This is a genomic window from Brevundimonas phoenicis (assembly GCF_047237745.1).
GTDB lineage: Bacteria > Pseudomonadota > Alphaproteobacteria > Caulobacterales > Caulobacteraceae > Brevundimonas.
In genome coordinates this window covers 131,125-153,417 of record NZ_JBDFLN010000001.1, presented here as the reverse complement: position 1 = coordinate 153,417, position 22,293 = coordinate 131,125, and the positions used below count along the sequence as shown (strand labels likewise).

Sequence of the window (22,293 nt, the reverse complement as noted above, 5' to 3'; positions counted from 1 at the left end):
CCGCTTGCCTGAAACAACGCCCCGGAGACTTGGCTGTTCCTTTAGCGTCGGTTTCGGACTCTGCTTTTCTCGGTGAAGGCGGCCGCCACCATGGTGGCCAGCGCCGGGTTGCGCAGGAAGATGAAGCCGCCGGCCAGAGCCGCAGCAGCGCCCAGGATCGGACGCTGCTGGAACAGCCGGAAGGCCCGCACGCCGAGGCCCTCGGGCTCGTCGTATTCCTCGTCCTCGTCATCACCATGCGCTCGTCGCACGAAGACCAGGGCGACGATGGCCGCGATCAGGGCGAACAGCAGAGCGGTCAGGGCAGCGCCGATCAGCGGCGGCACGACCAGCAGCAGCAGGTAATAGACCGTGGCCCCCAGGGCGACCATGGCCACGAAGGCCGCGCCGGCGGCGACGAAGGTCGCCACCGCGCGGTTGATGAGCCCCCGCCCAATCATCAGCGCCGACGCCCGGCCAGCAGCAGGCCCAGGACGACGCCGACGCCGAGCGCGATGGCGGTCGATTGGATCGGACGCTCCTGCACGCGCTCGACGACATAGCGCTGGGCTTCGTCGAACTTCTCGGCGGCCTCGTCGTAATATTCGCGGCCGCGCACCTTGGCGTCGTCGTAGTAGCCGCGCGCCTTCTCGCGCAGCTCCTCACCCTGCTCGCGCAGGCGGGCTTCGGCCTCGGAGGCCTTTTCCTTCAGACGCTGGGTTTCCTCGCGGGCGCCGGCCTTGAGGTCCTCCTTCAGGGTCTTGAGGTCGTTCTTGATGTCTTCACGAGCCTTGGACGTGGCCATGATGCGCGCTCCGCTCCTTGTGTAAGCTTGACGATTAAATAGAGAAGCCCTGCCCGGAACGCCACACCGACGATCAAGGTTCCTGCAATGCAGCATGGGCAAAGGTCGCAGATGCGGCCATCTGGCGCGACGCGCGCGTCGCTTCTAGAACAGGCGTCATGACTGAATGGCTGTTCTCGCCCGCCCCGACGCCGTCCCTGCCGATCGAAGGCGAGGCGCGCCGCCTGCCCGTGCGACGCATCCTGTGCGTGGGCCAGAACTACGCCGCCCACGCCCGCGAAATGGGGGCCGATCCCGACAAGCCCGCCCCCTTCTTCTTCGCCAAGCCGGGCGACGCCCTGGTCGTGGACGGGGCCCATCCGGCCTATCCGTCGGCGACGCAGAACCTGCATTATGAGGTCGAGCTGGTCGTAGCCTTGGGCGCGGACGCCCGGCCGGTCGGCTGGGCCGTCGGCGTCGATCTGACGCGACGCGATCTTCAGGCTGAAGCGAAAGCCAAGGGGCGGCCGTGGGAGGCGGGCAAGGCCTTCGATCAGTCTGCGCCCTGCGGCGCGCTCAGCCTGACGCCGCCCGCGTCCGACGCGACGATTGAGCTGAAGGTCAACGGCGAGGTTCGTCAGTCCAGCCGCCTGTCCGACATGATCTGGGACGTGGACGGCGTCCTGTCCAAGGCGTCCGAACTGTGGGCGCTGCAACCCGGCGACCTGATCTTCACCGGCACGCCCGAAGGCGTCGGTCCCCTGAACCCCGGCGATCAGGTCGAGGCGGTCATCGCGGGCCTGCCCTCGCTCAACTTCACGGTGCAATCATGATCCTGCACGGCTACTGGCGCTCGGGCACCAGCTATCGCACCCGTATCGCCCTCAATCTCAAAGGGGTCGAATATCGGCAGGCGGCGCTGGACCTGCGCACGGGCGCGCAGAAGTCCGACGCCTACCTCAGGCTCAATCCGCAAGGCCTGGTTCCCGCGCTGGAGACGGACGGCGGCCTGGTGCTGACGCAGAGCCCGGCCATTTTGGAGTGGCTGGAGGAAACTCATCCCGAACCGCCCCTGCTGCCGCGCGATACGGCGGGCCGGGCGCAGGTGCGGGCGATGGCGGCGGTGATCGGCTGCGACATCCATCCGCTCAATAATCTGCGAGTGCTGAAGGCGGTGCGCGGTCTGGGCGCCGATCAGGCGGGGGTCGACGCCTGGGCCGGTCAATGGATCATCGACGGCTTCACGGCGCTGGAGGCGCTGGTCGTGCGTCACGGCGAGGGCTGGTGCTTCGGCGGCGCGCCGACCCTGGCCGACTGCTACCTGATGCCCCAACTCTATTCGGCGCGGCGGTTCAACGTCGATCTGGCGGCCTTCCCGCGCCTGCTGGAGATCGAGGCGAGGGCCGAGGCGCACCCGGCCTTCATCGCCGCCCTGCCGGAAAACCAGCCGGACGCGGATTAAGCCTCTTCATTCACCAACGACCTTGATTTCGGTCAATCTCCCTTAAGCTTTGACGGCGAAAGTGGCGGTGTGAGATTCGCCGTTCCGCCCTCTCCGGCCGACAAACTCGCCATCGCCCTGGTGGTTGAGCCTGATCGGTCCCGCCCGCTGCCGCCCGGCCAGCGGGAGGAGGCGACGCGCCACCTGCTCCAGACCGCGGGCGACGCCGGAATCGGCTTGGTGGCCACCCGGCCCGAAGGCGACGTCGAGCGGATGCTGGGTCAGGCCTGGCCCTTCCCCTCGCCTTTCCGCGTCACGGTGCGCACCGTGCCCCTGGCCGATGGTCTGGACCGGGTCGAGGCGCGCGCCCGCCGCTCGCTGGAGCGGATGGGCCTGCCGCGCGGCGACGCGGTCCTGGTGCAGAACGCCGCCGATCTGGCGGGAGCCGAGGGCCGCGCCCTGTGGGACCGCCTTCAGGCCCTGAAGGCGCGAGGCGTCTTCCGCAAGGTCGGCTTCATCGCCACGGTCGAGGACGGCCCCGGCCTGCTGGCCCGTCGTTTCCAGCCGGACGTGGTGCAACTGACCTGCAACATTCTGGACCAGCGCGCGGCGCGATGCGGCGTCATCGCCGAGCTGGCGAGCCAAGGGGTCGAGGTGCATCTGGCCTCGGTCTTCGCCCAGGGCCTGCTGTTCGCCAACCGCGACAGCCTGCCGCCCGAACTGGCCGCGCACGGCATGGCCCTGTCGCGCACGCGCCGCCGTCTGGCCGAGGCGCGGGTCGATCCGATGCAGGCGGCGCTGGCCTACGCCCTGACCCTGCCGGGCGTGGCCTCCGTCATCGCCAGCGTGGCCTCCTCGGCCGAATTGCGCGCCATCATCGCCGCCTCCCACGCCCCGCGCCCCGACATCGACTGGGACGCCCTGGCGCTGGACGAGACGCCCGCCGCCCTGGCTTCGCGCCCACGTCTGCGGCTGGTCAGCGCCGCCTGATCCACAGAGCTGTCCACAGGTCGCCTTTCGCCTGTGTATGAGCGTCGCCGCCCGCGCTTGAGGCCGCCGCCGCGATCCGCCACCCTGCGGGTCAGATGAACGCGCCCCTTTCCCACCCGCCCAAAACCGACCTCAAGCCCGACGCTGGCACTACGCCGGTCATGGCCCAGTATCTGTCGGTCAAGGCTACACAGCCCGAAGCCATGCTGTTCTTCCGCATGGGCGACTTCTACGAGCTGTTCTTCGAGGACGCGCAGAAGGCGGCCGCCGCGCTGGGCATCGCCCTGACCAAACGCGGCAAGCATCAGGGCGAGGACATTCCCATGGCCGGGGTGCCGGTCCACGCCATGGACGGCTATCTGGCGCGGCTGATCCGTCAGGGTTTCAAGGTCGCCGTCTGCGAACAGCTGGAAGACCCGGCCGAGGCCAAGAAGCGCGGCTCTAAGGCCGTGGTCCACCGCGACATCGTGCGGGTGGTGACGCCAGGCACCCTGACTGAGGACACGCTGCTGGACGCGCGCGGCGCCAATCGGCTGGCGGCCGTGGCGATCCGTAAAGGAAGGGCCGCCGTGGCGGTGGTCGAACTGTCGGCGGGCGTGGTGGATTCGGTCGCCTGCGACCTATCGGATTTGGGCGCGGCGTTGGCGGCGTTCCGTCCGTCCGAGGTGCTGGTCCCCGACCGCCTGTTCTCGGACGAGACGATGAAGGGGGCGCTGGACGGGTCCGGCGGGGTGGTTCAGGCCATGCCCCAGGCCCTGGCCGAGCCGGTCGGGGCCAAGGACCGGGTGCAGCGGCTCTACGGCGTCTCGGCGCTGGACGGCTTCGGCGCCTTTGAAGAGGCGGAAGTTTCGGCGCTGGGTCTGATCGCCGCCTATCTGGAGACGACGCAGGCGGGCAGGATCCCCGCCCTGACCCCGCCGCGCCGCTCGGGCGAGAGCGGCTTCCTGGCCATCGATCCGGCGACCCGCCTCAGCCTCGAAATCGACCGCACCCAGCGGGGCGAGCGCGACGGCTCCCTGCTGCACGCCATCGACCGCACCGTGACCTCGGGCGGGGCGCGGGCGCTGGCCGAGCGCGTCTCGCGACCCTTGCGCGATCCGGGCGCGATCAACGCGGGGCTGGATGCGGTGGAGTGGCTGCTGGAGCGGCGCGATCTGCGCCGGAACTTGCGCGAATCCTTGCGCGCCTCGGCCGATGTGGCGCGGGCGACCTCGCGGCTGGCGCTGGGGCGCGGCGGGCCGCGCGATCTGGCGGCGATCCGCTCGGGCTTGAAGACGGCAGAGGGTCTGAGCGCCCTGTTCGCCGCCTCGGCCAATGATCCGCTGGCCGGGCCGCCTGCACGCGTGACCGCCTGCCTGGACCAGTTGGCGCTTGAGGGCGACCTGTCGCACCTGCTGGCCGAACTGACCGACGGCCTGATGGACGAGCCGCCGCACCTGGCGCGCGACGGCGGCTATGTGAACCCCGGCCATCGGCCCGAACTGGATGCCGCCCGCACCCTGCGCGACGACAGCCGCAAGGTCATCGCCGAACTGGAGGCCAAGGCCGTCGCCGACAGCGGCGTCGCCTTCAAGGTGCGCCACAACGCCGTCCTCGGCTACTTCCTGGAGACCAGCGCCAAGGCGGCCGAACCTCTGCTGCGGGCGGGACCGGACAGCCCCTTCATCCACCGCCAGACCCTGGCCAATCAGGTGCGCTTCACAACCGTCGAACTGTCGGAGCTCGACGCCAAGATCAGTCAGGCCGGACACCGCGCTCTCGCCATCGAGGCCGAGACCTTCGAGGGCTGGCGCCGCGAGGTCGCGCGTCTGGCCGGACCGCTTCAGGGCGTGGCCGAGGCTCTGGCCGAACTGGACGCCCACGCCGCCCTGGCCGAATGGGCCGAAGAGGTCGGGGCCGTGCGCCCCAGCGTGGACGACAGCCTGTGCTTCGCCGTCGAGGCGGGCCGTCACCCGGTGGTCGAGGCGGCGGTGAAGGCGCAGGGCCTGCCCTATACCCCCAACAACTGCCAGCTGGCGGGCGACGGCGTCGGGGCCTCGCGCCTGTCCATCGTCACCGGCCCGAACATGGCCGGTAAGTCGACCTTCCTGCGCCAGAACGCGCTTCTGGTCGTGCTGGCTCAAGCCGGGGCCTTCGTCCCGGCGCGGTCGATGAAGCTGGGCGTGGTCGATCGTCTGTTCAGTCGCGTCGGCGCGGGCGATGATCTGGCGCGCGGCCGCTCCACCTTCATGATGGAGATGGTCGAGACGGCCGCCATTCTGACCCAGGCGACCGGCCGCAGCTTCGTCGTGCTGGACGAGATCGGGCGCGGCACCGCCACCTACGACGGCCTGGCCATCGCATGGGCCACGGCCGAGGCTCTGCACGAGACCAACCGCGCCCGCACTCTGTTCGCCACCCACTATCATGAGCTGGCCCAGCTGGAGGAACGGCTCGACCACGTCTGCAACCTGTCGATGAAGGCGCGCGAGTGGAACGGCGAACTGGTCTTCCTGCACGAGGCGGCGCCCGGCGCGGCGGACCGCTCCTACGGCGTGCAGGTGGCGCGTCTGGCGGGCGTTCCCACCGCCGTCGTCGGCCGCGCCCGCGAGGTGCTGGAGCGGCTGGAGAATGAGAAGGCGGCGACCGCCCGTCTGGACGACCTGCCCCTGTTCGCCGCCGCCGAGCCGCCCCCGCCGCCGATGAAGTCCATGCTCGATGAAGCCGTCGCCGCCATCGACCCGGATGACCTGACCCCCCGCGAGGCGCTGGAGGCGCTCTATCGACTCAAGGGCTTGGCGAAGACCTAAACCCCCGCTCATCCCGGCGGACGCCGGGATCCAGTCCTTTAGCCCCAAATGCGCGCTTGGACACGGAGCGCTTTTTTGGGCGTTGAGGGTGAAGCTCTTACTGGATCCCGGCGTCCGCCGGGATGAGCGGGAAGAAAAGGGCGTGCTATGGTCGTCACCGTGACCGCCTCGTCCCCGCTCTCGTCCGCCATTCTCGACGCCGCCTCGGCGCCGGACCCGCGCGCCGCCGTCACCGCGCTCCTGCGCGAAAGCTTCGACGCTGACCGCGCCCGCGCCGCCCGCCGGGCCGAAAGCGCCACCGACGGGGCCGAAGCCGCGCGCCTCTACGCCGAGGCCGCCGACGCCCTGCTGACCACCCTGTGGCGGTTCGCGACCGAACAAGTCTATCCGGCTCCGGACGAGCGGCTGACCCTGCTGGCGGTCGGCGGCTACGGACGCGGGGTGCTGGCGCCGTTCTCGGACCTCGACCTTTTGTTCCTGCGGCCGGGCCAGGCGATCAGTCCGCGCGCCCGGGCGGTGGTCGAGTTCGTCCACTACGTCCTGTGGGATCTGGGGCTGAAGGTCGGTTCGGCCTTCCGCTCCATCGGCGAAACGCTGACCTTGGCGCGCGACGACATGACGGTGCGCACGACCTTGCTGGAAGCGCGGGTGCTGGCCGGGGATGCGGCCCTGGGCGAAAGCCTGCTGAAGCGGTTCCGCACCGCCGTCGCCCGCGCCGACCCGCGTCCCTTCATCGCCGCCAAGATGTCCGAGCGCGACGTGCGCCTGCAGAAGACCGGCGCCGTCCGCTACCGCGTCGAGCCGAACGTCAAGGACGGCAAGGGGGCTTTGCGCGACCTCAACACCCTGTTCTGGATCGCCCGCTCTCTGGTGCCGGACAGCGAGCGGGGGCAGGCGGCGCTGGAGGGCCTGCTGACCGCGCGCGAGCTGCGCAGCTTCCGCGAGGCGATCGGCTTCCTGTGGCGGGTGCGCATCCTGCTGCATCTGGTCGCCGGGCGAGCCGAGGAGAAGCTGACCTTCGACGTCCAGCCCGAGATCGCCCGGCGCATGGGCTGGCGCGGGCGCGGCGACGAACTGGCGGTCGAGCGCTTCATGCGCCGCTATTTTCAGGTCGCGCGCGAGGTCGGCGCCCTGACCCGCGCCGTCTCGGCCCAGTTGGAGGCGCGTCAGCAGAAGAAGGCCGAAGGGCTGGCGCGCGGCCTGTCGCGGTTGATCCGGCGGCGCCGGGTCAAGCTGGCCTTCGACGGTCTGGCGGTGGAGGAGGGACGGCTGACGGTGACGGGCGCCAATGTCTTCGCCCGCGATCCGGCGCGGCTGCTGATGCTGTTCGTCGAGGCGGACCGGCTGGACCTGGACCTGCACCCCGACGCCTTCGCCGCCGTGATCCGCTCGCTGACGCTGGTGACGCCCGCCCTGCGCCGCGACCCGCGCGCGGCCGAGGCGTTTCTGACGGTGCTGGCCCACGGCCAGCGGCCCTATCGCGTCCTGTCGATCATGAACGAGACGGGCTTCCTCGGCCGCTTCCTGCCCGAGTGGGGGCGGATTGTCGGCCAGACCCAGTTCAATATGTACCACGCCTATACGGTGGACGAGCACACCCTGCAGGCGGTGGGGATCATCAACGACATCGCGCGCGGCAAGCTGAAGGCGGACCACCCGGCCTCGACCGCCATCGTTCCGCGCATCGCCGATATCGAAGTCCTGATGCTGGCCATGCTGCTGCATGACGTGGGCAAGGGCGGCGACCGGGGCCAGCTGGAGGACGGCGCCATCGCCGCGCGTCGAGCCTGCGAACGGCTGGGCGTCGATCCGCGCCGGATCGAGCTGGTCGTCTGGCTGGTGCGCCATCATCTGCTGATGAGCGACTACGCACAGAAGCGCGACGTGTCCGACCCCTCGACCGTGCGGGCGTTTGCGGAGGCTGTGGGCGATCCGGAGCGCCTGCGGATGCTGATGGTGCTGACCGTGGCCGACATCCGCGCCGTGGGGCCGGGGGTGTGGAACGGCTGGAAGGGGCAGTTGATGCGCGCCCTGTTCGAGGCGACCGAGGCCCTGTTCCGGGGCGACGCCGTGACGCGTGAAGACCCTCTGACCGACCATCCGGCGCTGGTCGAACGGGCGCGGCGCGAAGGGGCGGCGGTCGAGGCCCTGCCCGCCGAAGGGCCGCTGGAATCGACCGCCCGGGTGGCCGTGGCGGCGCGCGATCGGCCCGGCCTGTTCGCCGATCTGGCGGCGACGCTGTCGATGGCGGGCGCAGACGTGGTGGGCGCGCGGCTGGCCACGGCCGTGGACGGCATGGCGCTGGACGTGTTCGAGATTCAGGATGGAGCGGGCGAGCCCTATGGCGGGCGCGAGCCGCGACGACTGGCCATTCTGGTCCGGGCGATGGAGCGGGCGGTGCTGAAGGGGGCGCGGACCTCGACGCTTGAGGCGCCGCGCGTCAGCGCCCGCCGCGCCGTCTTCGATGTGCGGCCGGTGGTGCGGATCGACGCTGATACGGGGACGAGCGCCGTGGTGATCGAGGTCTCGGGCGCCGACCGTCCGGGCCTGCTGGCGGACCTGGCGCGGACGATTTCGACGCACGGCTATTCGACCCGCTCGGCCCACGTCGCCAGCTTCGGCGAGCGGGCGGTGGACGGCTTCTACATCACCGACGCCGACGGTCGGAAACCCAGGAGCAAGTCGAAGCTGGAGGCTCTGAAGACAGATCTTCTGGAGGTGCTGGATCGCGCGCCGCAAGGCCCGGCGGGACGGCGCATCGTCCCCGTGCGCGCCAGCGTGCGCGACGTCTCGGATCTGGAAGGCGCGTTGGGCCGCAAGCCCGTATCCAGCGGCTCGCAGGCGCGCTAAGGCGTTTCGGGACCGAGCGCAGGAACAGCCGTGAACGACAAGACCGATCCCATCGAACCGGCCGCGCCGATTTCTGCGGCAAACGCCACGGTCGAGCCGGTCGTCCAACCGCCTGCGTCTGCTTCAACAGCCAAGACGGGCGGCGTGGCGCGATCCTCGGCCATCTTCAGCGCCATGACCCTGCTCAGCCGTCTGGCCGGGTTCGCGCGCGATCTGGTCATTACGGCGGCGCTGGGGGCCTCGGCGGGACCGGCTGCCGACGCCTATTACACCGCGCTGAACTTCCCCAATCTGTTTCGGCGCATCTTCGCCGAGGGCGCCTTCGCGGCCGCCTTCGTGCCCGCCTACGCCAAGACGCTGAAAAGCGAAGGCGAGGCGGCGGCGGACAAGGTGGCCACCGACGCCCTGGCCGCCGTGGCCGCCGTCACCGTGGCTCTGACCGTGGTCGCCCAACTGGCCATGCCGTGGCTGATGACCGTCATCAACATCGGCTTTCTGGACGACCCTGCACGCTTCAAGCTGGCGGTGATCTTGACCCAGATCACCATGCCCTACCTGCCCTGTATGGCGATCGCCTCCCTGCTCAGCGGGGTGCTGAACGCGCGGGGGCGCTTCATCGTCTCGGGCGCCTATCCGATCCTGCTGAACCTGATCATGCTGGCCGCCGTCATCCCGGTGAAGGGCGACCAGATCGAGGCCGCCTACGCCGCCTCATGGGCCGTGCTGGTCGCGGGCGTGGCCCAGGCGGGTCTGTGCTGGTGGGCGGCGCGCAAGGCGGGGGCGAACATCCGTCTCAGCCTGCCGAAGATGACCCCGGCGGTGAAGGCCATCATCATCACCGCCGTTCCCGCCGCCATCGGCAACAGCGCGACCCAGATCAACGTCTTCATCTCCGGCAACCTGTCCAGCTTCGTCGACGGCGGCCGCACCTGGCTGGCGACGGCGGACCGGCTGTATCAGCTGCCGCTGGGGCTGGTCGGGGTGGCGATCGGCATCGCCCTTTTGCCCAAGCTGTCCGCGGCGGTGGCGTCGCAGGATCACGGCCAGCAGCAGGCCTCAATGGACGAGGCGCTGATCCTGTCCATGGCCCTGACCCTGCCGGCGGCGGCGGCCCTGATGGCCATGCCCTATTTCCTGATCGACGCCCTGTTCACGCGCGGCGCCTTCCTTCAGATCGACGCCGTCAACACGGCTCACGCCCTGCTGCATTTCGGCTGGGGCGTGCCCGCCTTCGTCCTGATCCGCATCCTGGCGCCCGCCTTCTTCGCGCGCGGCGATACGCGCAGGCCCATGGTCTTCGCCCTGGTGTCCGTGGCGGTGAACGCGGCGCTGGCGATCGGCCTCTTCTATCTGGGCATGGGGGTGTCGGGCATTGCGGCGGCGGTCAGCGCCTCGGCCTGGACCAATGTCATCCTGCTGGCGGCGACCCTGTGGCGGCGCGGTCATTACCGGCCCAGCCCGCGCGCGGTCTGGCGTCTGGGGCGCATCGCCCTGGCCAGCGCGGGGCTGGCGGCGGTGGTCGGCGTCGCCTCCTGGGCGCGGCCGATGCTGCAGGCGCCGGTCGCGGACCTGCTGGCCATGTTGGGTTCGACCCACGGCGCCAAGGAGATCACGCTGCTGCTGGTCGTGGCGGCGGGCGGTCTGGCCTATGTCGTCCTGGCCTTCCTGACGCGCGCCGTGACGGTGGCCGAGGTCAAGGGGCTGGTCCGGCGCTCGGCCCGGTCATAGGTCCAGTAGAACCTCCAGCGCCTTCTTGAACTCCACCAGACCCTGTTTGGCGCCGAGCGCCGCCGTCAGGGATTCTAGCGGCCCGTCGATGGCCGCCAGCGTCGTGCGCAGGGCGCGGCGGTACAGGGACCAGCCTCGGCTCATGCCTGGATTCCGGCTGGGTTGGGCGGCGACGACCAGGCGATAGGCCGCCAGGATCGCCAGCATCTTGAAGCGCAGCGCCTCGCCCTGAAGGCGATGCTCGACCATGGCCGGGGCGGTGAAGTCCGCTGCATCGACCAAGGCGATCAGGGCGTCGACGTCTTCCAGCGCCAGGCTCCTCGCCGCCAGGAAGGCGTCGTCCAGCACCGGGTCGGCGGGATCGCCGCCGCTGGTCAGGATCAGCGTCTCCCTGAACTCGGCGATCATGTCGATCAGGTGGCGCAGCAGCGCCAGCATCCGCGTCAGCGCCAGGCGAGAGTCGAAACCCTCGGGCGGGGCGACTTCGAACTCGTCCATGTCCTTCCCTCCATGCCGATGGAAGAGGAGGCTAACACCGTTCCATGATCGCGGCGACGTGCGAACCGCCGCAGGAGTGTTGCCCTTCGCGCCCCGAACCGATAAGCGCGAGGACATGGCGCTTTCGGGACGAAAACTCGCTCACGGACGATGGCGCGGCTGACCTGCCGCCTCGTGCCTTCGCACGCCTGCCTTTCGCGCGGGATGACGCGCGCCGACATTCGCCTTTCGACTTCCGAGATCCATCATCATGACTGACCAGACTCCGGCCCAATACACCGGTCCGCGCCGCATCCTGTCCGGCATCCAGGCCTCGGGCGCCCTGCACCTAGGCAACTATCTGGGCGCGCTGAAGCGCTTCACCGAACTGCAGGAGACGGGCGCGCCCCTGTTCGTCTTCGTCGCCGACATGCACGCCATCACCGTCTGGCAGGAGCCGGAGAAGCTGGCCGCCCAGACGCGCGAGATCGCGGCGGCCTATCTGGCCTCGGGCCTCGACCCGGCCAAGGCGGTCATCTTCCCGCAGTCGGCCGTGCCCGCCCACGCCGAACTGGCCTGGATCTTCAACTGCGTCGGTCGCCTGGGCTGGCTGGACCGGATGACCCAGTTCAAGGAGAAATCGGGCAAGCACAAGGAACGCTCCAGCGTCGGCCTCTACACCTATCCGGTGCTGCAGGCGGCGGACATCCTGCTCTACAAGGCGACCGAAGTGCCTGTCGGCGAGGACCAGAAGCAGCATCTGGAGCTGACCCGCGACATCGCCCAGAAGTTCAACAACGACTTCGGCACGCCGGGCTACTTCCCCCTGCCCGAGCCGCTGATCCAGGGTCCGGCGACGCGGGTCATGTCCCTGCGCGACGGCGCGGCCAAGATGTCCAAGTCCGATCCGTCGGATCTGTCGCGCATCAATCTGACCGACGACGCCGACGCCATCGCCAACAAGATCCGCAAGGCCAAGACCGACATGGAGCCCTTGCCGGAAACGGTTGAGGGTCTGGAAGGCCGGGCTGAGGCCAAGAACCTGGTCGCCATCTACGCCGCCCTGTCCGACACGACGCGCGAGGCCGTGCTGGCCGAGTTCGCGGGCCAGGGCTTCGGCGCCTTCAAGCCCAAGCTGGCGGAGCTGGCCGTGTCCTCGATGGCGAACGTCACCGCCGAGATGCGCCGTCTGATGAACGACCCGGCCGAAATCGACCGCGCCCTGGCCGCGGGCGCCGAAAAGGCGCGTGAGATCGCCGAGCCGACCATCGCCGATGTCAAGAAGATCGTCGGCTTCTGGCGGGGCTGAGCCGAATGGCGCACCCGCTCGACCGTCCGGTCTGGAACGCCCTGACGTCCGCGCGTCAGGCGTCCCTGGCCGTGGGCGCAGGCGGGGCGCTGCGGCTGGCGCCGGGTTACGGCGTCTTCGTCGCCGGCGTCGATCAGTCGCCGGAAAGCCTGGCGGCCATTTCGGCGCTGGAGCAGCCCGAGGGCCTGCTGGCCACGGTCGAGGCGGAGCGCACCCCCGTCCCGCCGGGTCTGACGGTGCTGAAGGAGGCGGTGCTGACGCAGATGGTGCTGGTCGACCTGACCCCGGCCAAGGCGCGCGACATCGCCATCGAGCCCCTGACCGAGGCCGACGCGCCCGCCATGCTGGCCCTGGCGACGCTGACCGAGCCGGGGCCCTTCTTCGACAAGACGCACCGGTTGGGCGACTTCTTCGGGGTCAAGCAGGACGGGCGGCTGCTGGCCATGGCGGGCGAGCGGCTGAAGCCGGACGGCTTCACCGAGGTTTCGGGCGTCTGCGCTCATCCCGACACGCGCGGGCGGGGCTACGCCGGGGCGCTGATGCGGGCGGTGATCGCGCGCATCCTGGCGCGCGGCGAGACGGCCTTCCTGCATTCCTACGCCGACAACGCCGGGGCCATCGCCCTGTATCATTCGCTGGGCTTCTCCATCCGGGCGCAGATGCAGATGCGGATGCTGGCCCAAGGAGATCTGGTCAAGGGCGATCTGGCGAAACCCGCTGAGGGCGCCTAGCTTAGCTTCGACCCTTTGTTTCGGAGCCTGTCATGAGCCAGCACGTCGCCGTCGTCGAATGGAACCGGGGCGATCAGCCCTTCAGCGACAACAAATACGGCCGCGGCCATGACTGGCGCTTCGACGGCGGCGCGGTGGTGCGCGGGTCGTCGGCGCCCTCGCCCATGATCCCGCCGCCCCTGTCCGAAGAAGCGGCCGTGGATCCTGAAGAGGCCCTGGTCGCCGCCCTGTCCAGCTGCCACATGCTGTTCTTCCTGGCCTACGCCCGCAAGGACGGCTTCGTGGTCGATTCCTATCGCGACGATGCGGAAGGGACGCTGGGCAAGGACGAGCGCGGCAAGATGTCGATCACCGAGGTGGTGCTGCGTCCCGCCGTGACCTGGTCGGGCGACAAGCAGCCGGATGCGGCGGCCATCGCCGACCTGCATCACCGCGCCCATGACGTCTGCTACATCGCCAACTCGGTTCGCGCCGAGGTGAAGATCGAGCCGCGCTGAGCCTCCTTTAGGCCGTCTCCTCTTCGATCAGGGAGCGGAAGGCGGCGTAGGCGGCGGTCATGCCGTCCGTCGTCGCCAGGGTGATGTTGCCCGCCGGCCGCGCCAGGTCGCCGGCGGCGAAGACGCCCGGCTGGCTGGTCTGCTGCTGGGCGTCGACCTTGACGATGCGGCCCATGGGGGTGTCGGTCATCTCGCAGCCCAGGCTCTCGGCGAAGCCGCCGGATTGCCGCACATGGGCGCCGACGAAGACGGCCTTCAGCGGGATGAAGCGGCCGTCGATCAGCCGCGCTCCGGTCAGGGTCGGCGCCTCGCCTTCCAGCCGTTCGACGGGCGTCGGCTCGATGGTCACGCCGCGTCGGGCCAGTATGCGCGCCTCGTCTTCGCTCAGGCGCGCCGGGTCGATGAACAGCACGGCCTGGCCCCATTCGGCGACGACGCTGGCGTACTGGACCGCATGGTCGCCGCGTCCCAGGACGCCGATCGGACCGCCGCCGACCTCATAGCCGTGGCACCAGGGACAGTGCAGGGCGGTGCGGCCCCAACGCTCCTTCACGCCGGGCAGATCGGGCAGGACGTCCTCGACCCCGTGGGCCAGGATCAGGCGACGGCCCATGGTGCGACTGCCGTCGGCGAAGGCGACCGAGAAGCCGCCGTCGATGCGCGCCGCGTCCACCGCCTCGGCCATGCGGAAGGCGGCGGTGGGATAGGCCGCGACCTGGGCGCGAGCGGCGGCGGCGATCTCAGCCCCCGGACGGCCGTCGTTGCTCAGCACCCCGTGCGCGCGAGCGGCGAAGCGGTTCCGGGGGCGGCCGTCGTCGATGACCAGGACGCGGCGGCGCGCCCGCACCAACTGCAGGGCGGCGGACAGGCCCGCGTAGGAGCCGCCGATGACGACGGCGTCATGGGGCATCGGATTTTCGCTGGTGCGCATGGAGCAGGTCTCTCTTGGGATGGGCGGCCAGCCGGCGCGAGAAGTCCGCCGCCAGATCGGCCAGGGTGATGGAGTCCAGCCGCGCGGCCAGTAAGGCGCGCGCGGCGGCGTAGGTGTCGGACAGGGCGTCATTGACGGCCGCCTCGATCAGGCAGCCCTCGGCCTCGACCGGCGGCGTCTCCGGCAACAGGCCGGGTTCGCCCAGGGCGGCGTGAACCTGGCCCAAGGTGACGGCCTCCAGCGGGCGCGCCAGCCGCCAGCCGCCGCCGTGGCCTTTCTCGGATACGACCAGCCCCTGTTCACGCAGGCCCGCCATGGTGCGGCGGACCACGACCGGATTGGTCGACAGACAGGTCGCCAGCATGTCCGAGGTCATCGGTCGGCCGCAGCGCTGTTCGTGCTCGGCCATATGCAGCAGGGCGTGCAGGATGTTGGAGAGGCGGGAGTCTCTTTTCATGTAACTTCAATTGTTACGTGATGGGGCGCGTGTCAAGGCGCGGCCTCGTGATTATTTTCAGGCGTGGGGCGCGCTGTCCTTCAGGAAGGCGGTGAAGCGGCGCAGCGCCTCTTCGGTCAGCTCCGGGTGATGACGCATCGGGCCGTTGTTGGTCGGCTCGTCGAAGGCGTGGGTGCCGTCGGCGACCCAGCTTTCGACCTCCGAGCCGCAGTCGCGGATCATGGCGTTGACCCGTTCGGCGTTGCGCACGGTGGTCAGGTGATCGCGTTTGGCCGTTAGCGCCAGGACGCGCGGGCAATGACGCCACGGCTTCATCCGGTTGAAGGCCCAGGGGCCGATATAGGAGTAGGCCAGCCAGACGGCCTTCACGCCCGACAGGTCGGCGGTTGCGGGATCGGCCACGCCCATGCGGCCCGGCTCGGGCGTCTCGCTCATCATCTCCATGATGGCCCAGCCGCCGTGGCTCCAGCCCCCCAGCGCCAGCTGCGAGGCGTCGACGTCAGGGCGTTGCGAGACGCCATGAATGGCCGCCAGCACGTCGCCCGCCCGCTCATAGCCGCGAAAGGCCAGGCCGGTGCAGACGGCGACCAGGGTGAAGGCCCGGCCCCAGTCGCGCGGCGCGTAGGAATCGACGATGAAGGCGCGCCAGCCCGCCGCCTTGGCCGCCTCGGCGTAGCGGGGCAGGTGGGCGCGCAGGCCGCCGCAGCCATGGAACAGAAGCACCGCCGGACGGGCGCGATCATCGTCCGGTCCGACGACATGCACATGCGGTTCCAGCAGGGCCCAGCGGGCGGCGACGGTGTCCATCGGCGCAGCTTAATCCGTCCCGTCGCCGAAGAAAGGGGTCTTGCGCTTTCGATATATCGATATATCTGTTTGCAAATTAGATATATCGAAGTGAGAGAAGAGACGCAGATGAGAGGATTCAAGGGAATCGGAAAGCGCGGCTGTGGCATGGGCCAAGGCTTTGCGCGCGGGCACGGCGGCCCTTTTCGGTCGATGCGGCCGGAAGGGCGACGCATGGGCGAGGGTCGGATGCGCGGCGAAGGCCACGGCCGTCGCGGCGGCGGCCGCATGTTCGAGCACGGCGCCTTGCGCTGGGTGCTGCTGTCGCTGATCGCGGACAAATCCGCCCACGGCTACGAGTTGATCAAGGCCATCGAGGCGCGCATGGGCGGCGCCTATACGCCCAGCCCCGGCGTCATCTACCCCAGCCTGACCCTGCTGGAGGACATGGGCGCCGTGAGCGTCGTCGCCGAGGGCGGCAAGAAACGCTACGCCGTCACCGACGAGGGGCGCCGCTTGCTGGGTGAGAACGCCGAGGCCCTGGCCCACGCCGAGCGCAAGATGAAGGCCCTGCGCGGTCGCGCCGACCGTCCGGCCCGTATCGCCCAGGCCATCGAGACCTTCCGTGCGGCGACCCATGAGCGCCTGTCCCAGGAGCCGCCGCTGAGCGAGGCCCAGGTCGAGGCCATCGCCGATCTGATAGAAGCCGCAGCCGAAAAGGTGAGACAGGCATGACCGACGCCCTGCTGAGACAACCGCGCCGCGTGCGGCACGAGCTGAAGTTCCGCCGCGCCCGCGTTGAGGCGGTGGAGCAGCTGACGCCGGTGCTGAAGCGGATCGTCCTGACGGGCGACGAATTGGACGGCTTCTTCAGCCCCGGCTTCGACGACCATGTGAAGATCTTTCCCGTACCGCGCGGCGAGCCTCTGGTGCTGCCGAGTTTGGGGCCGGACGGGCCGGTGTTCTCGGAGCCTCGGCCCGTGGCGCGCGACTATACGCCGAGGGCTTTCAACGCCGCCAATCGTCGGCTGACCATCGACTTCGCCGTCGGCCACGGCGGCCCGGCGACGGCCTGGGCCGAGGAAGCGCGGCCGGGCGATGAACTGGGGCTGGGCGGGCCGCGCGGCTCCTTCCTGATCCCGACCAGTTTCGCCGAGCACCTGCTCGTCGGCGACGAGGCGGCCATCCCCGCCATCGCTCGGCGCCTGGAGGAGCTGCCTGCGACCACGCGCGCCATCGCCTGCATCGAGGTGAACGACGCCGGCGGAGAGCTGGATCTGCCCAGTCCGGCGAACGTCGAGATCGTCTGGGTGCATCGCAACGGCGGGCCGCGCGGCCGCCCGGAGGCCCTGACGACGGCGGCGGTCGCGGCGGCGAAACGGATCGACCCGGCCGACGCCTATGTCTGGGTCGCCTGCGAGTCCTCGGTCGCTCGCTCGATGCGGGCGGCGTTGCTGGCGGCTCGGCCGTTCAACCAGAAATGGATGAAGGTCGCCGGCTACTGGCGTCTGGGCCGCGCCGGCTCGCACGAGGTGATCGAGGACTGATGTTTCATTTCCCGCTCACCCCGGCGGACGCCGGGGTCCAGTGAGAGCGCCAATCTTGAGCTCTATCCTTGGGCGCGACGCCTGAAGCCAAAGCACTGGATCCCGGCGTCCGCCGGGATGAGCGGAGTTGAATGTGCGGCGCTAAAAATCGGCCACGAAAAAAGGCGCTGCCGACGACCGGCAGCGCCCTCTTCCTTTGCGCTCAAGCAGCGAGCCGCCGCGCGGCTCGCGTTAGTGCGCTTTCAGCCTAGTGTCGGAACACGCGCACGCCCGTGAAGGCCATGGCGATGCCGCGTTCGTCGGCGGCGGCGATGACCTCCTCGTCGCGGATCGAACCGCCCGGCTGGATCACCGCCGTGGCCCCGGCGGCGACGGCTTCCAACAGGCCGTCGGCGAAGGGGAAGAAAGCTTCGGAGGCGCAGGCCGAGCCCTCGGCGAGGGAGTGGGCCAGACCCTTGGCTTCGCCGGCTTCCTTGGCGCGGATGGCGGCGATGCGGGCGCTGTCGCGGCGGTTCATCTGGCCGGCGCCGATGCCCGCCGTCTGGCCGTCCTTGGCGTAGACGATGGCGTTGGACTTGACGTGCTTGGCCACGGTGAAGGCGAACAGCATGTCCTGAATCTCGGTCGGCGTGGGTTGGCGGCGCGTGACGATCTTCAGGTCGGACGGCTTGATCAACGAACGGTCGCGCGACTGCACCAGGAAGCCGCCCGCCACCGAACGGAAGACTTCGCCCGGACCGTGTGGGTCGGGCAGGCCGTCGGTGATAAGCAGGCGCAGGTTCTTCTTGGCGGCGAAGACGGCCTTGGCCTCTTCATCGGCGCCCGGCGCGATGACGACTTCGGTGAAGATGCCGGTGATGGCGCGGGCGTCTTCGCCGTTCAGCGGCCGGTTGACGGCGATGACGCCGCCGAAGGCCGACACGGCGTCGCATTCCAGCGCGCGGGCGTAGGCTTCCGACAGATTCTTGCCGACGGCCACGCCGCAGGGGTTGGCGTGCTTGACGATGACGCAGGCCGGGGCTTCGAACTCGGCCACCAGCTCATAGGCGGCGTCGGCGTCGGCGATGTTGTTGTAGCCCAGTTCCTTGCCCTGGACCTGGGTGGCGTAGGCCACGCCCGGACGCTTCTCGCCGGTGCGGTAGAAGGCGCCGGTCTGATGCGGGTTCTCGCCGTAACGCAGGGTCTGGGCCAGCGAACCGGCGATCGACTTGCGGGCCGGGGCGGCGTCTTCCAGCTGAGCTGCGAACCAGCCGGAGACGGCGGCGTCATAGGCGGCGGTGCGGGCGAAGGCGCGGGCGGCCAGTTGTTTGCGCAGGGCCAGCGAGGTCGAGCCGTCGGCCTTCAGGGCCGCGACGATCAGGCCGATGCTTTCCGCATCGACGGCGACCGCGACGTGGCCGTGGTTCTTCGAGCCCGAGCGGATCATGGCCGGGCCGCCGATGTCGATGTTCTCGATGGCCGCTTCAAAGCCGCCGCCGGATTCCACGGTCTGCTCGAAGGGATAGAGGTCGATCCAGACGATATCGATGGCGCCGATATTGTGCTCGGTCATGGCGGCGGCGTGGGCCGGGGCGTTGCGCACGCCCAGCAGGCCGCCGTGCACCACGGGGTGCAGGGTCTTGACCCGGCCGTCCATCATTTCCGGGAAGCCGGTCAGGTCGGCCACGTCCTTGACCGGCAGGCCGAAGCCCGCGATCGCCGCCTTGGTGCCGCCGGTCGAGACCAGCTCGACGCCGAGGCCGGCCAGGGTGCGCGCCGCATCCTCCAGCCCCGCCTTGTCCGACAATGAAATCAGGGCGCGGACAGGTTTGATCGCGTCCGGGGCGGGCGGAAAGTCGGGAGCGGCGGGCATGGGCGGCGTCCGTTAACAGCTGGGGCGGGGAGATGGCGGGGCCTCTAGCACCAACGGGGCGCGGCGTCAGCCCTTGGCGGCCTCGGCCTTCGGTAGGGCGATGAAGTCCCCACGCCGAGCAGGCCGCCAATCCTCTTCGACAGGCCAGGTGTTCTTTGGGCCCGCCCAGCGGGCCGCCATATAGGCCTCGGGCTCCAGCGGCTCGCCGTTCAGCAGAAGCTCGCACTGGATGCTCATAATGCGTGCGGACATACGCACCGACAGCTCGCCCTCGCCGATCGTGGTCAGCCACGGTTCCGCGTAGGATTGGCGCGTACGGAACATGCCGCGACTGTCCTGCACCGTCTCGTCATTGACCCTGAGGCGTTCCTGCGCCCATCCGGCCCAGCTGAAGGCGTTGTCCACGCAGACTGTCGAATTGCCGACCCGGTAGATCCAGCGCTGACAGATCATGCGAAGCATCAGTGGGGGTCGCCGCTCGCGCCCGCCGGGCTCAGCTTCCAGCGGACCTTGGTCTCGGCGTCGGTGCGGGCCGAGCCGCGTACGACGATCTGCAAGGAGCGACGGGTCAGGCCTTCGTCAATGTGGACGGCGGGCTCGATGGCCACGTCGGGGCCGTCGCTGCGGAACCACCAGCCGCGCCCGGACGGGCCGCGCAGCAGGATGGAGCGGCGGTCGCGGGCCAGGGAGGCCTGGACGCCGGGCTCGAGCTGGAAGCGCAGGGCGTAGGGAGCGGCGATGGCGCGGGTCGCCTCGGGTCGGCCTTCGGGCGGATGCAGCCGCTCTTCGGCGCGCAGTTCGTCCAGCCGCTGGTCGATGTAGAGGCGGCGCTGGTGCATCAGGCCATAGCCGGGCATCCAGCCGTCGTGCTCGACCTCCAGCCAGACGGCGCCGTCGCCGTCCTGATGCTGGCGCGTGACGTGCAGGGCGGGGCCGACCAGGCGCGGGCCCAGAAGCTCGCTCTTCCAGCCGGACAGGGGCTCGCCCAGCGGCTGTTCGCCCAGGGTCAGGGTCGAGGCGCCGGGCGTCAGGCGCAGGGCCTGGCGGTCCAGGGCGCGCGGCGTCCATCCGGCCGAGGTGAACAGGCGGTCGCGGCCGCAGACGACCTCCAGCGCGGCGGGCTGGCCGCAGGCGGCGGCCGACCAAGCGTTGCGGGCCGGGGCCTCGACATCGATCGTGACGGTCAGCAGCGGGCTGGAGACGCGCAGCAGGCCGCCGACGGCGCCGCTGGGCGGGGCGGCGGGCGCATCGTCATGGGCGCGGGCGGCGGCGACGCGCTCGGGCGTCGAGGGGCCGCCGCCCTGGAACACGGCCAGCCGCCGGTCGGGCAGGGTCTGGACGCGCAGCGCCAGCGTCAGGCGCGAGATGGCCTCGGCCACCGGCTCGGGCGTCACCTCCGACAGCTGGGCCAGGGCGTCGTCCAGCGTCAGCAGGTCGAGCAGCAGCTCCAGCCCCATTTCCGGCGCGCGCGTGGCGTGGGCGCCGTCGGCGGCGACCGTGGCGGCCAGGGCGCCGGGCAGGCGTTTCAGCGCCTTGTTGCGGATGGCGGCGCCGGCCTTGCCGGTCAGGGCGCAGCCGGCGACGGCGGCGGCGGTCAGACGCTCGGCCCGGCCCATGATCCCGCCGGGCGGCCGCAGCAGCTGGCGCGCCTGATGGGCCAGGATGTCGGTCAGTTGCAGGCGCTCGACCTCGGTCGCTGCGCCCGCCAGCCGCCGTCCGGCGCAGGCCAGGTGATAGACGCGGCGGGCCAGGATGTCGGGATCCCAGGAGAAGGGCGACCAGCGGCTGAACACCTCGCGCCAGGCCAGGGTCATGGCCAGGGCCTCGCGCGTCCCGCGATCGCCCTGGGCCATCATGGCGGGCATCCAGTTGAAGCTGTGCAGCTCGACCGCGAAGGCGCGGCTGGGGGTGGGGCTGTTCCACAGCGCCACCGGGCTGTCGGCGTCCAGGCTCAGGCCCGCCAGCGTCAGCTTGCCCGACAGCAGGGGGCGCGGGGCCTCTTCGGGCAGGGGGCGGAAGTCGCGCGGGCTGACGGCGAAGCCCTCGGCGGTCGGGCCGCCCAGCGTCAGGCCGTAGCCAGGCAGGCCGTACAGCTCGACCCACAGCTGGCGCGCGGCCAGCCCCTTGGCGACCGAGGCCCACAGGCGCGGGTCGGGCCGGGCGCCCGAGGCGGGGCGCACGGGCGTGCGCATGGGCGCGCCCTTCAGGCCGGGGATGTGCCCCTCGGCCAGGGGGACGTCGCTGTCGCGCGGGGCGAAGGGGCCGAGGGGGCTCACGCGGCGGCGGCCTTCAGGGCCTGGATGTTGGCGGCGTAGGCGTCCGGCCCGCCCTTGAAGACGAAAGAGCCGGCGACCAGAGCATCGGCCCCGGCGGCGACGCAGGCCCCGGCGTTGGCGGCGACGACGCCGCCGTCGACCTGAAGGTGCGCCTTCGATCCCGCGCGGTCGAGGATGGCGCGGGCGCGCTCGATCTTCTTCAGCGAGGTCTCGATGAATTTCTGACCGCCGAAGCCGGGGTTCACCGACATGATCAGCACCAGATCGACCAGTTCGACCGCCTCTTCCAGCACGCTCAGCGGCGTGGCCGGATTGAAGACGAGGCCCGCCTTGGCGCCCAGTTGATGGATCTGGCCGAGGGTGCGGTGGACGTGGGGGCCGCTTTCGGGGTGGACGCTCATGATGTCGGCGCCCGCCGCGCGATAGGCCTCCAGCCAGTTGTCGACCGGGGCGACCATCAGGTGCACGTCGAACGGCAGGGTCGTGTGCGGACGCAGGGCCTTCACCACGTCCGGGCCGATGGTCAGGTTGGGCACGAAATGGCCGTCCATGACGTCGACGTGGATCCAGTCGGCCCCGGCGGTCTCCAGGGCGCGGATCTCCTCGCCCAGCTTGGAGAAGTCGCTGGCCAGGATGGAGGGGCAGATCAGCGGGGCGGCGGTCGCGGACGTCTGGGTCATGGTTCTGCGACTTACGGCCCCTCGGCGCGGGGAGCAAGCCGGGCTGCTGCCGCAGGCCGCGTCCAAGCCGGTCATTGGCGCTTCGTGAACGGCGGGCGGTGGCCGTTGACGAAGGCGCGGCGGTCGCGGACGCAAGGCCGCTGGCGGGGTCTGGCGGGGAGAGGAAGAAAGGCGGCGACCTCTTCACCA

General features: G+C 70.3%; 21 protein-coding genes. 11 read left to right on the top strand and 10 right to left on the bottom strand.

All coding sequences use genetic code 11. The features are described 5' to 3' along the window. Positions 1-41: 41 nt before the first annotated feature. A complete protein-coding gene (locus tag ABC419_RS00705) occupies positions 42-440 on the bottom strand; it encodes a hypothetical protein (protein ID WP_313576905.1) in 399 nt (132 codons plus the stop codon). Next, positions 440-784 carry a glycine zipper domain-containing protein gene (locus tag ABC419_RS00700; protein ID WP_003166480.1) on the bottom strand — a complete coding sequence of 115 codons (345 nt, stop codon included), beginning with the start codon at positions 782-784 and terminating at the stop codon, positions 440-442. Before ABC419_RS00700 ends, ABC419_RS00705 begins: the two co-directional genes overlap by 1 nt. 158 nt (positions 785-942) lie before the next feature. Between ABC419_RS00700 and ABC419_RS00695 the strand changes: the two genes are divergently transcribed. The 6 genes from ABC419_RS00695 (at position 943) to murJ (ending at position 10,561) form a co-directional block, all read left to right on the top strand. Continuing rightward, positions 943-1,596 carry a fumarylacetoacetate hydrolase family protein gene (locus tag ABC419_RS00695; RefSeq protein WP_412876647.1) on the top strand — a complete coding sequence of 218 codons (654 nt, stop codon included), beginning with the start codon at positions 943-945 and terminating at the stop codon, positions 1,594-1,596. Further along, a complete protein-coding gene (gene maiA / locus ABC419_RS00690) occupies positions 1,593-2,225 on the top strand; it encodes a maleylacetoacetate isomerase (RefSeq protein WP_412876648.1) in 633 nt (210 codons plus the stop codon). The genes ABC419_RS00695 and maiA overlap by 4 nt, the downstream gene beginning before the upstream one ends. A 69-nt stretch (positions 2,226-2,294) precedes the next feature. Then, positions 2,295-3,194: an aldo/keto reductase gene (locus ABC419_RS00685; protein WP_125899508.1), complete on the top strand. Its 900-nt coding sequence runs from the start codon at positions 2,295-2,297 to the stop codon at positions 3,192-3,194. 95 nt (positions 3,195-3,289) lie between these two features. Continuing rightward, positions 3,290-5,983, top strand: a complete 2,694-nt coding sequence (gene mutS / locus ABC419_RS00680; RefSeq protein ID WP_412876649.1) for a DNA mismatch repair protein MutS — start codon at positions 3,290-3,292, stop codon at positions 5,981-5,983. Between the two features lie 147 nt (positions 5,984-6,130). Further along, positions 6,131-8,833 (top strand): [protein-PII] uridylyltransferase, encoded by a 2,703-nt coding sequence (glnD, locus tag ABC419_RS00675; protein ID WP_412876650.1) that lies wholly within the window; start codon positions 6,131-6,133, stop codon positions 8,831-8,833. A 30-nt stretch (positions 8,834-8,863) separates the two neighbouring features. Beyond that, a complete protein-coding gene (gene murJ / locus ABC419_RS00670) occupies positions 8,864-10,561 on the top strand; it encodes a murein biosynthesis integral membrane protein MurJ (protein ID WP_412876651.1) in 1,698 nt (565 codons plus the stop codon). Here the strand turns inward: murJ and ABC419_RS00665 are convergent. Beyond that, positions 10,556-11,059, bottom strand: coding sequence for a hypothetical protein (locus ABC419_RS00665; RefSeq protein WP_412876652.1), 504 nt, complete (start codon positions 11,057-11,059; stop codon positions 10,556-10,558). The genes murJ and ABC419_RS00665 overlap by 6 nt on opposite strands. A gap of 250 nt (positions 11,060-11,309) precedes the next feature. Between ABC419_RS00665 and trpS the strand changes: the two genes are divergently transcribed. The 3 genes from trpS to ABC419_RS00650 are packed head-to-tail and all read left to right on the top strand — an operon-like array spanning position 11,310 to position 13,575. Next, positions 11,310-12,347 (top strand): tryptophan--tRNA ligase, encoded by a 1,038-nt coding sequence (trpS, locus tag ABC419_RS00660; protein ID WP_200168288.1) that lies wholly within the window; start codon positions 11,310-11,312, stop codon positions 12,345-12,347. A gap of 5 nt (positions 12,348-12,352) precedes the next feature. Beyond that, positions 12,353-13,078 carry a GNAT family N-acetyltransferase gene (locus tag ABC419_RS00655; RefSeq protein WP_412876653.1) on the top strand — a complete coding sequence of 242 codons (726 nt, stop codon included), beginning with the start codon at positions 12,353-12,355 and terminating at the stop codon, positions 13,076-13,078. A 32-nt stretch (positions 13,079-13,110) separates the two neighbouring features. Then, complete coding sequence (locus ABC419_RS00650; RefSeq protein ID WP_200168286.1) at positions 13,111-13,575, top strand: OsmC family protein; 465 nt, start codon at positions 13,111-13,113, stop codon at positions 13,573-13,575. A gap of 7 nt (positions 13,576-13,582) precedes the next feature. Here the strand turns inward: ABC419_RS00650 and ABC419_RS00645 are convergent, their stop codons facing one another. From ABC419_RS00645 to ABC419_RS00635, 3 genes are read right to left on the bottom strand one after another with little or no spacing between them, the layout of a single operon-like run. Next, positions 13,583-14,506 carry an NAD(P)/FAD-dependent oxidoreductase gene (locus tag ABC419_RS00645; RefSeq protein WP_234287879.1) on the bottom strand — a complete coding sequence of 308 codons (924 nt, stop codon included), beginning with the start codon at positions 14,504-14,506 and terminating at the stop codon, positions 13,583-13,585. Next, positions 14,475-14,963 carry an Rrf2 family transcriptional regulator gene (locus tag ABC419_RS00640; RefSeq protein ID WP_312219676.1) on the bottom strand — a complete coding sequence of 163 codons (489 nt, stop codon included), beginning with the start codon at positions 14,961-14,963 and terminating at the stop codon, positions 14,475-14,477. Before ABC419_RS00640 ends, ABC419_RS00645 begins: the two co-directional genes overlap by 32 nt. Before the next feature lie 57 nt (positions 14,964-15,020). Continuing rightward, on the bottom strand, positions 15,021-15,770 hold the full coding sequence (locus tag ABC419_RS00635; RefSeq protein WP_412876654.1) for a dienelactone hydrolase family protein: 750 nt from the start codon (positions 15,768-15,770) through the stop codon (positions 15,021-15,023). A 213-nt stretch (positions 15,771-15,983) separates the two neighbouring features. Here ABC419_RS00635 and ABC419_RS00630 point away from each other — a divergent pair, with 213 nt between their 5' ends. Beyond that, the gene (locus tag ABC419_RS00630) at positions 15,984-16,484 is read left to right on the top strand and encodes a PadR family transcriptional regulator (RefSeq protein WP_412876655.1); all 501 of its coding nucleotides are present in this window, start codon (positions 15,984-15,986) and stop codon (positions 16,482-16,484) included. Then, a complete protein-coding gene (locus ABC419_RS00625; protein ID WP_412876656.1) occupies positions 16,481-17,296 on the top strand; it encodes a siderophore-interacting protein in 816 nt (271 codons plus the stop codon). The genes ABC419_RS00630 and ABC419_RS00625 overlap by 4 nt, the downstream gene beginning before the upstream one ends. A 247-nt stretch (positions 17,297-17,543) precedes the next feature. Here ABC419_RS00625 and purH read toward each other — a convergent pair whose 3' ends face one another. The 4 genes from purH to rpe form a co-directional block, all read right to left on the bottom strand. Next, complete coding sequence (gene purH, locus ABC419_RS00620) at positions 17,544-19,148, bottom strand: bifunctional phosphoribosylaminoimidazolecarboxamide formyltransferase/IMP cyclohydrolase (protein ID WP_200168281.1); 1,605 nt, start codon at positions 19,146-19,148, stop codon at positions 17,544-17,546. Positions 19,149-19,214: 66 nt separating this feature from the next. Continuing rightward, on the bottom strand, positions 19,215-19,610 hold the full coding sequence (locus tag ABC419_RS00615; protein WP_200168280.1) for a hypothetical protein: 396 nt from the start codon (positions 19,608-19,610) through the stop codon (positions 19,215-19,217). After that, a complete protein-coding gene (locus ABC419_RS00610) occupies positions 19,610-21,424 on the bottom strand; it encodes a heparinase II/III family protein (RefSeq protein ID WP_412876657.1) in 1,815 nt (604 codons plus the stop codon). The genes ABC419_RS00615 and ABC419_RS00610 overlap by 1 nt, the downstream gene beginning before the upstream one ends. Next, positions 21,421-22,104, bottom strand: coding sequence for a ribulose-phosphate 3-epimerase (rpe, locus tag ABC419_RS00605; RefSeq protein ID WP_368924312.1), 684 nt, complete (start codon positions 22,102-22,104; stop codon positions 21,421-21,423). The genes ABC419_RS00610 and rpe overlap by 4 nt, the downstream gene beginning before the upstream one ends. Positions 22,105-22,293: the final 189 nt, after the last annotated feature.

Bases quoted from the DNA above. Each gene is read 5' to 3' on its own strand.
- ABC419_RS00705 (WP_313576905.1), bottom strand. From the start codon at position 440: ATGATTGGGCGGGGGCTCATCAACCGCGCGGTGGCGACCTTCGTCGCC.
- ABC419_RS00700 (WP_003166480.1), bottom strand. From the start codon at position 784: ATGGCCACGTCCAAGGCTCGTGAAGACATCAAGAACGACCTCAAGACC.
- ABC419_RS00695 (WP_412876647.1), top strand. From the start codon at position 943: ATGACTGAATGGCTGTTCTCGCCCGCCCCGACGCCGTCCCTGCCGATC.
- maiA (WP_412876648.1), top strand. From the start codon at position 1,593: ATGATCCTGCACGGCTACTGGCGCTCGGGCACCAGCTATCGCACCCGT.
- mutS (WP_412876649.1), top strand. From the start codon at position 3,290: ATGAACGCGCCCCTTTCCCACCCGCCCAAAACCGACCTCAAGCCCGAC.
- glnD (WP_412876650.1), top strand. From the start codon at position 6,131: ATGGTCGTCACCGTGACCGCCTCGTCCCCGCTCTCGTCCGCCATTCTC.
- ABC419_RS00665 (WP_412876652.1), bottom strand. From the start codon at position 11,059: ATGGACGAGTTCGAAGTCGCCCCGCCCGAGGGTTTCGACTCTCGCCTG.
- trpS (WP_200168288.1), top strand. From the start codon at position 11,310: ATGACTGACCAGACTCCGGCCCAATACACCGGTCCGCGCCGCATCCTG.
- ABC419_RS00655 (WP_412876653.1), top strand. From the start codon at position 12,353: ATGGCGCACCCGCTCGACCGTCCGGTCTGGAACGCCCTGACGTCCGCG.
- ABC419_RS00650 (WP_200168286.1), top strand. From the start codon at position 13,111: ATGAGCCAGCACGTCGCCGTCGTCGAATGGAACCGGGGCGATCAGCCC.
- ABC419_RS00645 (WP_234287879.1), bottom strand. From the start codon at position 14,506: ATGCGCACCAGCGAAAATCCGATGCCCCATGACGCCGTCGTCATCGGC.
- ABC419_RS00640 (WP_312219676.1), bottom strand. From the start codon at position 14,963: ATGAAAAGAGACTCCCGCCTCTCCAACATCCTGCACGCCCTGCTGCAT.
- ABC419_RS00635 (WP_412876654.1), bottom strand. From the start codon at position 15,770: ATGGACACCGTCGCCGCCCGCTGGGCCCTGCTGGAACCGCATGTGCAT.
- ABC419_RS00630 (WP_412876655.1), top strand. From the start codon at position 15,984: ATGGGCGAGGGTCGGATGCGCGGCGAAGGCCACGGCCGTCGCGGCGGC.
- ABC419_RS00625 (WP_412876656.1), top strand. From the start codon at position 16,481: ATGACCGACGCCCTGCTGAGACAACCGCGCCGCGTGCGGCACGAGCTG.
- purH (WP_200168281.1), bottom strand. From the start codon at position 19,148: ATGCCCGCCGCTCCCGACTTTCCGCCCGCCCCGGACGCGATCAAACCT.
- ABC419_RS00615 (WP_200168280.1), bottom strand. From the start codon at position 19,610: ATGCTTCGCATGATCTGTCAGCGCTGGATCTACCGGGTCGGCAATTCG.
- rpe (WP_368924312.1), bottom strand. From the start codon at position 22,104: ATGACCCAGACGTCCGCGACCGCCGCCCCGCTGATCTGCCCCTCCATC.